Below are 13606 nucleotides of genomic sequence, written 5' to 3' on the forward strand. Positions count from 1 at the left end.
GTTATGCTCAATAAAATTATCGCGTTTTCTGTAAATAACAAGCTCATTGTAGGCTTGCTTATATTGGCATGGATAGGCTACGGAAGCTATGAGCTCACCCGGCTGCCCATTGATGCCGTGCCGGATATTACCAACAACCAGGTGCAGGTGATCACCATTGCACCTTCCTTCGGGGCTACTGATATCGAAAGACTGGTTACTTTTCCCATCGAGCAGGCCAACAACAATATCTCCGGCTTGAAGGAAATTCGCAGTTTTTCCCGCTTTGGATTATCATTGGTAACCATCGTCTTTGAGGACAATGTGGATATTTACTGGGCCAGGCAGCAGGTTTCGGAGCGGCTTTTGAAAGTACAGAATGAAATACCAAAGGGAATCGGGACGCCCGAGCTTGGGCCGATCAGTACCGGACTGGGTGAAATTTACCAATATGTGGTGCGCCCGAAAGAAGGTTATGAGCATCGGTACAATGAAATGGATTTGCGCACCATTCAGGACTGGATCGTGCGCCGCCAGTTATTGGGTGTGAAGGGCGTGGCGGAAGTAAGCAGCTTTGGTGGTAAACTAAAACAGTTTTCTATCGAGATCGACCCGCAAAAGCTTTTATCACACGGAATTACGATTAATGAAGTTTTTACGGCATTAGAAAATAATAATCAGAATACCGGTGGGGCGTACATTGAAAAGGGGCCCACGGTGCTTTACATCAGGAGTGAAGGACTGGTAGAGAACCTGGAAGATATTAAAAACATATCTGTCAAGTCTCTGGCCGACGGTCAGCCTTTGTTTATCAGGGACGTTGCCGATGTCAAAACCAGTTTCGCAACGCGGTACGGGGCAATGACTTATAATGACAAAGGTGAGGTTTCCGGGGCGGTGGTCATGATGCTTAAGGGTGCTAATAGCAGCGAGGTAATTAAAAACGTTAAAGAGCGCATCGTTCAGATCCAGGAAACACTGCCGGAAGGTGTGGTGATAGAGTCTTTTCTGGACAGGACAAAAATGGTGAATAATGCCATTGGTACAGTGGAGAAAAATCTGCTGGAAGGTGCTCTGATCGTGGTTTTTGTACTTGTTTTGTTTTTAGGCAATTTCAGGGCCGGGTTGCTCGTGGCGTCGGTCATTCCGCTTGCAATGCTGTTCGCAGTAATGATGATGAATACCTTTGGCGTGAGCGGAAATCTGATGAGCCTGGGTGCGCTTGACTTCGGTTTGATTGTTGACGGTGCTGTCATTATCGTAGAAGCGGTGATGCACCAGATCAGGCACAATAAAAGATTCGCTGGACTGGCCGGTATCAGTCAGCAGCAAATGGATGAAGAAGTCAACGAATCCGCGGACCGGATGATGAACAGCGCTGTTTTTGGCCAGGTGATCATCCTGATCGTATACCTGCCAATTTTTACCCTGGAAGGTATTGAGGGCAAAATGTTCAAGCCCATGGCGCAAACTGTTGCATTTGCCTTGCTGGGTGCATTCATCCTTTCGCTCACTTATATTCCAATGATGAGCGCGATATTTTTAAGCAAAAAAATAAAAACACAGCCCGGATTTTCCAACAGAGTTATCGACAGCCTCGCCAGGAAATACCGCCGTGCGCTGGAAGGTGCAATCCGGCATTCCGGGGTGATCTTGCTCTCCGTGCTGGTATTGTTTGCATCTGCGGTGTACCTGCTTACTACACTGGGGGGTGAGTTTATTCCGGCTCTGGAAGAAGGTGATTTTGCGGTGGACACCCGCGTACTTACGGGAAGCAGCCTGACGACGACGATTGAAAACACGCAGAAGGCGGCGTATATCTTAAAAACACGGTTTCCGGAGGTATTAAAAGTAGTTACCAAAATAGGAAGCGGCGAGGTTCCGACGGATCCGATGCCGATGGAAGCCAGCGACATGATGGTGATTTTAAAAGATAAAAAAGATTGGACGTCCGCTAAGACTTTCCCTGAACTATCTGAAAAGATGGGTGAAGCGCTTCGGGAAGTACCGGGTATCACGGCTGGCTTTCAGTTTCCTGTGCAGATGCGTTTTAATGAATTGATGACCGGAGCCCGCCAGGACGTGGTTTGTAAAATTTTTGGCGAAGACCTGGATACGCTGGCGCTTTACGCTAAAAAGCTGGGGATATTGGTGAATCAGTTGGAAGGTACAAGAAATTTATATGTGGAGGCTGTTTCTGGCATGCCGCAGATTACGATTCGTTATAATCGCAATACCTTGGCGCAGTATGGGCTGGATATTTCGGCGGTTAACAGAACCGTTAACACCGCACTGGCAGGACAAAGTACCGGAATGGTATTCGAAGGCGAAAAGCGCTTTGACCTGGTAGTCAGGCTTAGCGGCGAACGTAAGAAAAACCTGGAAGATATCCGTAACCTGTTGGTTGCCACGCCAAAGGGGACACAGGTCCCGCTCAGTCAGTTTGCAGATGTTAAAATTCAGAACGGACCAAATCAGATCCAGCGGGAAGATGCAAAGCGGCGGATCGTGGTTGGGTTTAACATAACCGGCCGGGACGTGCAAACCATTGTCAACGAACTGCAGACAAAAGTGGGACAAAGCCTGAAACTTCCCACTGGCTATTATATCACCTACGGAGGATCTTTTGAAAACCTGAATGCCGCCAAACAACGGCTGATGATCGCTGTGCCGGTTTCGTTACTGCTTATTTTTGTGCTTTTGTTTTTTGCATTCAACTCGGTAAAGGACGGATTATTGATTTATTCGGCGATACCATTGTCTGCCATAGGAGGTATATTCTTTCTGGTCATACGTGGTATGCCATTCAGTATCAGCGCGGGAGTCGGATTCATCGCTCTTTTTGGCGTGGCGGTGTTAAACGGCATTGTGCTGGTGGCGGAATTCAACCGGATCAGGACGGAGGAACAAAAAGATATAAAACAAGCGATCCTGGAAGGAACCCAGCATCGACTCCGGCCGGTATTGATGACCGCTTTTGTAGCTTCACTAGGTTTTTTTCCGATGGCTATTAGCAATGGGGCCGGTGCAGAGGTGCAGCGCCCGCTTGCTACGGTGGTTATAGGCGGACTTTTGGTCGCCACTTTCTTAACCCTTTTTGTACTTCCGGTTTTATATCTCTTTTTTGATGGTTTTAAATTCAGAATGAAGCGAAGGTCAAATCTTGCGGTGTGGCTTATCCCGGCCCTGGTGATGCTGGGTAACGCAGATGGTTTAGCACAAACCAGACTGAACCTAAAAACCGCCACAGACATTGCTTTGGCCAATAATCAGAATCTGAAAGCGGAAAAGCTCAAGACCGAATATCAGAAATCATTGATGAAAACGGCGGTGGTATTACCGCAAACCGGATTTCAGATGGAAGCCGGACAGATCAACAGTTTTTATACAGATACGCGGTTTAACATTACACAGTCATTTAGCCTTCCAGTAGTTTATACAAGACAGAAAGCACTTTTGCAAAACGAGCTCTCTGCCAGTGTTTTGAACGTGGCGGTCAGGGAAAGTGAGCTGAAAAGGAATGTTGCGCAGGTATACTATCTGTTTTTGTACCAAAAGAAAAAGGAAGAATTGCTGATCTGGCTGGATAGTCTTTACACCGGTTTTCACAAAAGGGCGCAGGAGCGGTTTGAAAAAGGGGAAACTGATGTGCTGGAAAAAACAACGGCGGAAACCCAGCTGGCAGAAATTCAGATGCAGAGGCTGCAACTTGAATCTGACCTGAATTTGGCCCGGCTGCAATTTGAGTTATTGCTCAATACAACCGGGAACCCGGAGCCGGAACCTACTGCTAACCTCTACCATTTCGTTGCAGTTTCGGATTCAGTTCATGTTGACGACCATCCGCAGATGCGTTTACTGATGCAGCAGCAACAAATTGCAGAAGCCGGTATAGCGGCGGAGAAAGCCAAGCTTTTGCCTCAGCTCAATGTCGGATACAATAATATGAGCATGCGTGGCATGGGGGCGGATGGTAAGTCGTACACTGCTTCCCAAAGGTTTCAGTCGGCACAATTAGGTGTAGGCATTCCAATTTTTGCTGGTGCGCAGAAGGCGCGCATCCGTGGTGCCCGGATTAATCAGGATATCAGCCGGGAAAACTACAGGGCAGGTAGTCAAATGTTGAAATCACAGTACCTATCCACGCTGGTTCAATACCGTAAATGCCTGACGGCAGTACAGTATTATGAAACGAGCGGCCTCAAAAATGCAGTTCTGATCACCTCAACGGCAAACCAGCAACTGGCGGGCGGCAATATCAATTACCTGCAATGGGTACAGCTGATCAACCATGCCGCATCCATCCGGAGCGCGTATCTGGATGCAGTGATGAACCTGAACAGCAATGCCATTGCGCTTGATTACTACCTTCAAAACTAACTTTGCAAAGATGAGATATCTGACATATAGTATGCTTCTTGGTCTTTTTCTATCCTGTTCCAACAAGGAAGAAAACGGGGCGGTAACAACGGAAAAAACGGTCGAAACAAACATATCATCGTTAACTGACAAACAGGTTCGGAATGCCGGCATTACCACTGCATTGCCAGTTAAACAGCAGATTTCCTCGGTATTGAAACTGAATGGGAAAATTGATGTTCCGCCTCAGAATATTGTATCGATCAGTGTACCGTTGGGCGGGTATCTCAAAACCACCCGGCTATTACCCGGTACCCGTGTAAAAAAAGGAGAGGTGCTGGCGGTGATGGAAGACCAGCAGTACATTCAGCTACAGCAGGATTACCTGACAGGAATGGCCAGGCTCGCGTATCTTGAAAATGATTATTTGCGGCAGAAAAGTTTAAATAAGAGTAAGTCCAGCAGCGACAAGGCATTCCAGCAGGCAGAATCTGACTATCAGAGTCAGCAGGTGATAACGAATTCGTTGTCTGAGAAATTAAAACTGGCGGGTATTAATCCGCAGCAGCTTACAAAAGATAATATTTCCAGGAGCGTCAGCATTCACTCCCCGATCAATGGATATGTTTCAAAGGTTAATGTCAATATTGGCAGGTATGTTTCGCCGACCGAGGTGCTTTTTGAACTGATTAATCCAACGGATATACATCTGGCGCTCAAAGTTTTTGAAAAGGATTTAGGCAAAATCAAAATTGGCCAGCATATCCTGGCTTACAACAACAATGCCCCCGACAAAAAATACCCGTGTACGATCATTCTGATCAGCAAGGATTTATCGCCGGAAAGGACGGCCGAAGTACATTCGCATTTTGAAAGTTATGAGCCGGAGCTTTTGCCCGGCATGTTTATGAACGCCGACATCCAGCTCGATAGCCGTACGGTACTGGCGCTGCCGGACGATGCCATTGTTACCTATGAGGACCAGCAGTACCTGTTTGTTCCGAAAGGAAAAAATAACTTTGAGATGAAACCGGTAAAGACCGGCACATCAGAAAACGGTTTAACAGAAATCATCTCGAACGAAAAACTGGAAAATCAGCAATGTGTGGTCAAAGGGGCTTACTCACTTCTGATGTCGTTGAAAAATAAGTCGGAGGAATAGGGTAAATCAAATTAACTTAGGGTTGATATCTATCTAACCTCATCCATCATGGTAAATCTCAAAAACATCCAGACTGAAATTGACGCAAGTTTTCTCTACGGAATACTGGCCCGGCATGAGGAAGATGAAAATGTGGCCAGTGTTTTTCGGCAGATGAGCGAGATCGAACATGGGCACGCACTGGCGTTCATGGCTAAGCATGAAATGGATATTTCGAAGTTACCTGCGCCTTCTGCCAGAGCAAAGATCCTGAATTGGATCGGGAAAATTTTTGGCTACGACTATATTCTGGGTGTGATGCTGGATACGGAAAAGAGCATTTCGAGCTCGGTGGTCAGCGCAAGAAATAAGTATAAAGCAACCGGTTCCGTTTCGGATACGGCGCACGTGGCGATTTTGAAAAATATTCTGGACAACAATACCAAAGTTGCGGGATCCACATTTACGCGTTTCGAAAAGCGACATCGATCTGTGGGAGGTAATGCGTTGCGTGCGGCGGTATTAGGTGGAAACGACGGGCTTGTTTCAAATTTTAGCCTCGTGATGGGCATTGCGGGCGCGGCGATCGGGCAGAAAGAAACCCTGCTCACAGGACTTGCAGGCCTGCTTGCGGGAGCTTTATCAATGGCTTTGGGTGAGTGGATTTCGGTGAAGAGCTCTCAGGAACTCAGCGAAAACCAAATGCAACTGGAAATGGACGAACTGGAAACTAATCCTGCGGGTGAAGAGGTTGAAATAGCGCTCATTTATCAGGCCAAAGGCATTCCGCAGGATCAGGCCAAAAAAATGGCTCGCGAGATGATGTCAGATAAGGACAACGCCATGACATTCCTTACCAAAGAAGAGCTGGGTATCAACACGGAAGACTTGAAAGGGTCCGCCATGGAAGCCGCTGTGACTTCGTTTGTGCTGTTTTCAGTGGGTGCGATTATCCCGGTTGTACCATTTTTCTTTTTAAGCGGGACGACGGCGATTGTGGCCAGTGCCGTTTTTAGCGCGGTCGGCCTATTTCTCATCGGATCGGCCATCACATTATTTACAGGCAGAAGTGTCTGGTATTCTGGCGTCAGACAGGTCATTTTCGGGCTCGCAGCCGCAGCGATTACCTTTGGGATAGGAAAGTTAATTGGCGTTTCAGTAGCGGGCTGAACAAGATTCTACTTTATAATTATCTCTCCAAATTAAAAACAACCACAATTCGGTTCAAAAACCGGTATGGCCCATACTCTACCAATCACTTTGAGATCTTTCTGTCCCGATTTTACACAGTGATTTGAGCCTGTTGCCCTTAACCTTTTTGCTGTTCAGGCAGATCACCGGATGATAAAATTACCCAGTTTGAGGAGCAACTTACCCTGCAGTGAACCAGAAATTGGAGCGATTTATAGCTCATACCGTTGCGATATACTTTGCATTGATCAGCAAGAGCAAGGTGCGGTCGGCTTTTGCATCCTCGTAGTTCTCCCTGATTAGTTCCTTGATACGGTCGTTGTGTATCTTTACGGATGCCATTTCTAAAATCTGGAACGATGCCATTTCAATGCTTTCGATATTGTGCAGGTAGAATAGGATAGACATATCCCTGAGTTCCAGATTTTCACCATTGCGCCTGATATCCTCAAATGCGTCCTCAACCAGCCCTTTCAGCCCCTTGGAGTCAATTTCCGAGAACTCTGCCGGCAGTATTGCATAGATCTCGTCCATCCTTTCAATCTGTTTTTTTACACTTTCGACTGTTTCGATCATTGCTGTGCGAATATCTTTAAAGTGCGACTCGTCCATGATTTCAGGGAGTTCTGCTACCAGTAAGGTCTTGGCGGCGTACACTTTATTGAGGTGGTGGATGAAAAATTTCTCCAGGTCTTCGCGATCGAGGTTCATAGGGGCTATCGTTAAAAAACAGGATCTAGGACAGAAATTTATCTACATGAAACAACAGGCTTGATATGTCGAATGGTTTGGGCAAATACATATCCGCGCCGCAGTCGTTTGCAATTGCCTTGAGGTTATATTCTCCGGAACATAAAATGACGGGAACGTTTCTTATTTGTTGATCAGCTTTTAATTCTCTACAAATTTGAGAGCCGGACCGCAGGGATCCCCGTATCGTGACGTCCATCACGATCAGGTCGGGATTCAGTTCCCTGATATACTCAATTTCCAGCTCAGTCCGGGAGAAAGTAAGATTGTATCCGGTATCACGGAAAACAATCTTCAGTAACTCGATAATATCCGGCTCATCTTCAACAATCAGTATCTTCTTGCTCATTCACTTGACTTGAAGGGTATACAGGTCTTTATCAATTCCTGTGCCAAGAATGGATTTGGGAAGTGCTGCAATGCTCATTTTCGAGACACTCTAGAAATAATAGTTGATAATCTATACCTATATAGAAATATATCTATTATTAGCTTAGCTAAAATTTTTACATCATGTAGAAGAAATCACGCCAATTTCCGAATTTTAAGGGCGGTTACGGCAGGTTGTGATGGATTGGCGCACTTATTAGGGTAGAGTGATATAACCCGTTATAGTTTAAAACCTCTGTGAAATGGTTCTTGCGGTGATTTGCATTCTGTTATTCTTACTGATTGTTTTGCTAAGAGCATTGCCTCGGATTTTGATTGACAGAGGTAAATTATCCTTGTGTACACATGACACCTGGTATCATCTCATGCTGGCCGAGGAGATAAGGCAAAATGGGTATAAACTTCCCAGTAAGATATCCAGGTTTTTGTTGTCCGAAAGCATTACCTATCCTCCCTTATTTCATGTGCTCCTGTCTTGCCTCAACAAAAGGCATAGAACCGCGATCGAACCTTTCACGGGCGGACTGCTGGACGGCCTTGTTGGCGTCTGCCTATTTTTCATTGCACATGAGTGGGGCAACCTCGGTGTAAGCATTTCTGTTTTGTCAGCACTGCTGTTTGTTTTCTCACCCTATTCGCTGGGCTTGAATTTTAGCCCGCGTGCCACACTGGGTACACCCAGAGTATTTGGCCAGTTTTTGTTTTTTCTGGCTGTTCTGATGTTGCTGCTATACCTGGATACAGGTTTTTATTACTATGGCTCTGCGGCAGTTGTGCTTGGCGGCCTTATTTTCCTGTCAAGTATGTTTTCTAGCCAGGCCTTTGCTTTCGTGTTGGTAATTTGGTCTCTTCTGCTGGTATCCGTTGTTCCATTGGTTGTATTACTCAGTAGTTATTTACTCTCCCTGCTGGTTTCCAGGGGTTATTCCTGGCACATAACAAAAGGGCACGTCCAGCATCTCACGATTATGGCGAAGACGTTCTGGAAGGGGAGGTTTTCCACGCAGCACATTCAGCAGCGTAACCGGCTGGATGATCTGCTGAACGCCCCCAGGCAGCTGTTTACCAATCCTAAACAGGTCTTTTTTCTCTTTTATGTCAGAAATACGTTTCTGATTGTACTGTTTCAAATGCCGGTTATAGCACTCTATATTTACTACCGTTTCAGTTGGCCGGAGGCCCTGACGAATGTGCCGATGATACACTTGCTGGATACTTTACTTCTTTCAGGGTTGCTGGTGTTCCTGGCTACTTCTACAAAACCATTCCTGTTTCTCGGGGAAGCTGAGCGATATATGGAACATGTAAGCCCTTTTTGCTGCCTTTTAATTGGGCTCATGCTGTCGGAAACAGGATATTTATGGGCTACTTATTGGGTACTGATTTTCTCAATTGGCCTGTACTTTGTCAATGTATGTCTCTTTATTTATCAGGTGAAGAGTAAAAATTCCAAGGAAAGAGAACGGGACGTTGAATCCATTTTGGAGTGGATTAATACAAAGGCTCCACAAAAACGATTTGCTGTTTTGCCTCATAGTAATCTGAATATCGTTATACCTTATTTTACAGACAGTTATGTGTTGTTCGGGCAATGGAAGAATAGTTCTTCTCCCGCGATTAAATCACTGAAAGACGTGGAGTCTGACGAATTTCGTCGGTACAGATCGAGCTTGTTGCAGAGATATGCTATTGACTACATTATTACGGCAAACGTTACACCCACGCATCCAAATCTTGCGGATATGAAAAACAACTTTCCTGTTGTATTTCAGAATTCTTCTTACTACGTACTATTCTGCCGAGCGTAAAAAAAAGTGTAACGGAAATAAAAGAGTTGCTTGGTACATACCCGGTAACCCGATTTTCAGTTGGCCTGTACTTTAAAAAAGCTGCGCTTCAACAGTTTGGTAAAGACAGATTAAAACGGTACAGGCCAGTTTTCTGTGATGACTAGGAATGCTACTGCCCAATTTGAATGAGCAAATCGGAAACCGCGCGTGGCTGTGCCAGGAAAGGGGAGTGGCTTGTATTGACTTCATACACGGTTTTTATACCGGCTGCAGCAATCATACGGTTTTGCAGCCCGGGAGAAATCACCATATCTTGAAGTGTTTTGATGTATACCTTTTCCACAGCACCGAAACCTTCAGCCGTCAATATTGCTTTGTTGATAAAAGGAATGGCCGGTTCGGCGCGGTAGTTGGTGATTACTTTATTCTTAATGGCCTGTGTTCCGTCTTTGATAAAAAGGTCGGTCAGATTTTCCTGTTTAACGTCAAGCGTGAGCTGATCGGCAGAAGGAATTAGCAAGGGGCCCAGTTTAGAATCGGGGTCCGCATTCGACAGATCGATGAGCGCTTGTCCCGTTGTGGGAAGAAAAGCACCTATGTAAACCAGTGTCAGGATTTTGGAGGGTACTTTCTCGGCCACAAGGGTTACAACCATTCCACCCATGCTGTGGCCCACCAGAATCACTTTGCCTTTCACTTCCGAAAGCGCGTTGATTACTTTGTCACGATAAGTATCAAGTGAGAGCTGATGCGGAGGCGTTTTATCGTTACCATGGCCTGGCAGTTCCACCACGATCACCTCATTCCCAGCGCGGGTCAGCTGGGAGCGCACTTCATCCCATACATAAGGGGCCTGCCAGGCACCATGCACGAGTACGTAAGTTTGCCCCTGCAAGGTAGTATCCTCTCCCTCAGTGGGTGAGGTAAAAGCTGAAATTGCGAATGCGGCTGATAGCAGTATTAAATCTGTTGTTTTCATCGTGTTTCATTTTGAACTGTTATGGGATATTTTGGTAAGACCCTGATCTTTTACGTTCGGGCAAAGAGTACCAGAAAATGTTATTCAGATATACTGATCAGGGGCAGGCATGTCGAAACCATTTAATATCATTGCGATCAGGCTGTATCCGCCGACCAGAAAGAAAAGCTCTGCCACACCATCCTGGCCAAGCAGACGGACAGCGTGCCGGTAGGCTGAGTCAGGGACGACATGGCCTTTCACGAGGCAGCGGGCTATATCATAAGCGATTTTCTCCTGATCGTTTAACCCGGTGGGGCTGCTGCCAGCCGCTAATGAAGCGACTACACCGGCAGACAAGCCAAAAGCTGCGGCCATAATTTCGTGGGCGTAAAGCTCGAAACGTGCGCCAAAAGCACTTCCCACTGTGAGGATGGCCACTTCCCGGACGGTTTTCGCCAGCGTAGCGTGCATGTCAAGGGTACGAAGAAAGCTCAAAGCCGGAACACCAAACTGAGGATGATGTAACATGGCCGGAAAAGGGCCCAGCAACGCTCCCTGATCATCTAACATTCTCACCTGGCCCTGGCTGTTGGCTACCAGATTTGCAATCTCGTCATGCACATACCTGATTTCAGGGCTGAGGTTTTCTGGGTTCAATGGTTGGATACGCATAAGAAATGCTTTTGAATGGTTGTTTTATTTAATTCGTGTATTCGCCGTTAATCAGCACGAACGCCATGCGGCAAATTTTGTTGGAACGATTGGCCCAGGCATGATTTGTACCGCTCTGGATCACGACGTCCCCCGGATAAATGATGGTTTCGCCACGGTCGAGAACCAGGGTTATCTCACCTTCCAGCACTATACCATAGTCGACCGTTTCGGTCCGGTGCATCAACGGATGCGGGGCTTCGCCGGTATTAGTGGAAGCTTTTTCGTCTCCCATGGATTTGAATTTGGCAGCCGCATCGGCTCCGGTGAGTTTTCTTATTTCTTCTCCTTCGGGAGGAAATTCTATGATGCGTATGCGCGTGCCGTTTTTTGGCGGAGGTAATACCAGGTTGCTTTCATCCGGTAGGTCAGGCTGATGGTGAATCGGCGCCGGTGTTTCAATGGTGTGCCATATTTCGAAGAACGTTGGCCCCCCGGGCCCCCCAACCAGTTGCGTATGAACGGGTGGGGCGTCTGAGACGATAACGGCATTTCCATTTTCATCATGACCTGTCACGATGCGTCTGAATGGTTTTTGATTTTGGTTCATTGGTTCTGGATATTTTAAAAATGAAGACTCTCAAAAAGATGGAACAGAAAGCTGGTGAAGGCCAGGCACGGGCATACCAAAGCCGCCCGGGGTAGGAGTTACCAGCAAGTACCCTATCCCGCAGCATTGAAATAAGGACAGGTTTTAAAATGCCCCTTTGTAATTAATATATCTACCGGTATGATCAGTGTTAAGAACTAAAACCCAAGGATTTCATCCAGTTCAATCACATGTACGCCGTCAGCGAGTATCTTAGGTGCCCTGGCCATTCTTTGGGCAAGCACCGTGGTTGGCAATGCCTGGTATTTTTTGAAAAGACCTAATGCATTCAGAAAACTGAGCAGACCTACCGTAAGCCGTTCTATTGTCCGGTCTGATTTTTTCCGGAAAAGGATACCCGGCCTGAAAATGATGTACTGATCAAATGAAAGGCTGGCGATCTGCTCCTCCAGTTGTCCCTTGATCCTCAGATAAATCGCACCGCTATCAGAAGAAGCTCCGAACGAGGAAAGCAGTACCGTACGGGAAACTGCATTTCTTTTGGCGATATGGGCAAATTTCAGAGGAATTTCGTAGTCAATGCGCCATTGCTCATTCTTTGAACCGGCGGCCTTTGAGGTTGTTCCAAAGCATGAAAACCACACATCGCCATGGATATATGCAGATACATCTTCGAGGCTTCTAAAATCAATCACATGTTCGGTCAGCTTATGATGGGTTATGCCGCCGGAGCGGCGTACGAAACTGATAATTTCGGTATAGTCGGGATCCTGCAAAAGTATATTGACAAGGTCCCTGCCCGTAGCTCCGGTTGCTCCGATAATCAACGCTTTCATATCGCATCTTGGTTAATCAGGCGAATGCATCATCGCAGAACCGCAACTGATAATTTCGGGTAAAGTTCAGATTTAGCGGACAACAAACGGTTGTGCTAAATCACTATTATCCTGTGACGGCGATCACACAAAAATACCTGTCCGGAGGCCATGTTATTTCTTATGACAACGAGCGCCGCCGGTCTGGAGCGTTGAGCCTGCTCAGCATTTCGCGGCTTATCCCCAGGTACTCGGCAATATATTTTTTAGGTATTTTTTTTATAATCTCGGGGAACTGGCTTCCGAATTCCTCATACCGTTGTCTTGGGTTTTGAGAAAGCAGGGAGATGATTCGGTGCTGCTGGGCGGTGTAGTCATTGGTTACCTTCCTGCGAAAAAAATATTCCATCTTAGACAATTCCGACGCCATTTTTTCTCTGGCCGAAAGTGTAAGGCAAAGCACTTCCGCTTCTTCCATGCACACCAGGTTCATTTGTGAGGCTGTCTGATGAAAAAATGCATTGTAATCTGATAACCATGAGTTTTCAAGTCCAAACTGAAGAATGTGTTCCCTTCCTCCTTCATCGATGTAAAATGTCCGGAAAATGCCATTGGCAATCCAGTATTCAAATGTGACTTTATCACCTACCTCGATCAGATACTGGTGTTTTCTTACTCTTTTTTTTATAAAGAATCTCTGGATGTATTCGAACTCTTCATCGCTTACAGGAGTAATTTCTTCAATATGATTTCGCAGTCTATTCATAGCGCCGGAGTGGATAATAACAGCTTGTGATCTAGCGTTTATCAAAAATTTATGCCAGTTGTTAACTTACTTATAATCAGGAATTATATGGATTTATAGGTGCAGTTTTGATACGATATATCGCCAATTCTTGATGGTGTTTTTGTTGACAAAAAAAATAATAACCAGCCGTTTGAATGCCCTGTAAAAGGTTGTATCTTGGA

The 13606-nt window shown here is 46.1% G+C and carries 11 protein-coding genes; 4 read left to right on the forward strand and 7 right to left on the reverse strand.

Annotation, left to right across the window (positions count from 1 at the left end; genetic code table 11):
• Positions 1–3: 3 nt before the first annotated feature.
• From KOE27_RS04735 to KOE27_RS04745, 3 genes are read left to right on the forward strand one after another with little or no spacing between them, the layout of a single operon-like run.
• The gene (locus KOE27_RS04735; protein ID WP_215237681.1) at positions 4–4359 is read left to right on the forward strand and encodes a CusA/CzcA family heavy metal efflux RND transporter; all 4356 of its coding nucleotides are present in this window, start codon (positions 4–6) and stop codon (positions 4357–4359) included.
• 10 nt (positions 4360–4369) lie between these two features.
• Positions 4370–5500 (forward strand): efflux RND transporter periplasmic adaptor subunit, encoded by a 1131-nt coding sequence (locus KOE27_RS04740; protein WP_215237682.1) that lies wholly within the window; start codon positions 4370–4372, stop codon positions 5498–5500.
• 48 nt (positions 5501–5548) lie between these two features.
• Complete coding sequence (locus KOE27_RS04745) at positions 5549–6649, forward strand: VIT1/CCC1 transporter family protein (protein WP_215237683.1); 1101 nt, start codon at positions 5549–5551, stop codon at positions 6647–6649.
• A gap of 240 nt (positions 6650–6889) precedes the next feature.
• Here the strand turns inward: KOE27_RS04745 and KOE27_RS04750 are convergent, their stop codons facing one another.
• Together KOE27_RS04750 and KOE27_RS04755 are read right to left on the reverse strand one after the other, a co-directional pair.
• On the reverse strand, positions 6890–7381 hold the full coding sequence (locus KOE27_RS04750; RefSeq protein WP_215237684.1) for a DUF892 family protein: 492 nt from the start codon (positions 7379–7381) through the stop codon (positions 6890–6892).
• Between the two features lie 25 nt (positions 7382–7406).
• A complete protein-coding gene (locus tag KOE27_RS04755) occupies positions 7407–7769 on the reverse strand; it encodes a response regulator (protein WP_215237685.1) in 363 nt (120 codons plus the stop codon).
• Between the two features lie 376 nt (positions 7770–8145).
• On the opposite strand from KOE27_RS04755, the gene KOE27_RS04760 reads away from it, so the two are divergent.
• A complete protein-coding gene (locus tag KOE27_RS04760; protein WP_215237686.1) occupies positions 8146–9618 on the forward strand; it encodes a hypothetical protein in 1473 nt (490 codons plus the stop codon).
• 151 nt (positions 9619–9769) lie between these two features.
• On the opposite strand, the gene KOE27_RS04765 is transcribed toward KOE27_RS04760, so the two are convergent.
• The 5 genes from KOE27_RS04765 to KOE27_RS04785 all read right to left on the reverse strand — a co-directional run bounded on the left by KOE27_RS04765 (position 9770) and on the right by KOE27_RS04785 (position 13403).
• Positions 9770–10579: an alpha/beta fold hydrolase gene (locus KOE27_RS04765; RefSeq protein ID WP_215237687.1), complete on the reverse strand. Its 810-nt coding sequence runs from the start codon at positions 10577–10579 to the stop codon at positions 9770–9772.
• An 84-nt stretch (positions 10580–10663) separates the two neighbouring features.
• Positions 10664–11233, reverse strand: coding sequence for a carboxymuconolactone decarboxylase family protein (locus KOE27_RS04770; RefSeq protein WP_215237688.1), 570 nt, complete (start codon positions 11231–11233; stop codon positions 10664–10666).
• 28 nt (positions 11234–11261) lie between these two features.
• Positions 11262–11822, reverse strand: coding sequence for a cupin domain-containing protein (locus tag KOE27_RS04775; RefSeq protein WP_215237689.1), 561 nt, complete (start codon positions 11820–11822; stop codon positions 11262–11264).
• Between the two features lie 197 nt (positions 11823–12019).
• On the reverse strand, positions 12020–12658 hold the full coding sequence (locus KOE27_RS04780; protein ID WP_215237690.1) for an NAD(P)H-binding protein: 639 nt from the start codon (positions 12656–12658) through the stop codon (positions 12020–12022).
• Positions 12659–12818: 160 nt separating this feature from the next.
• Positions 12819–13403, reverse strand: a complete 585-nt coding sequence (locus KOE27_RS04785) for a Crp/Fnr family transcriptional regulator (RefSeq protein ID WP_215237691.1) — start codon at positions 13401–13403, stop codon at positions 12819–12821.
• Positions 13404–13606: the final 203 nt, after the last annotated feature.

Source organism: Dyadobacter sp. CECT 9275, assembly GCF_907164905.1.
Classification (GTDB): domain Bacteria; phylum Bacteroidota; class Bacteroidia; order Cytophagales; family Spirosomataceae; genus Dyadobacter; species Dyadobacter helix.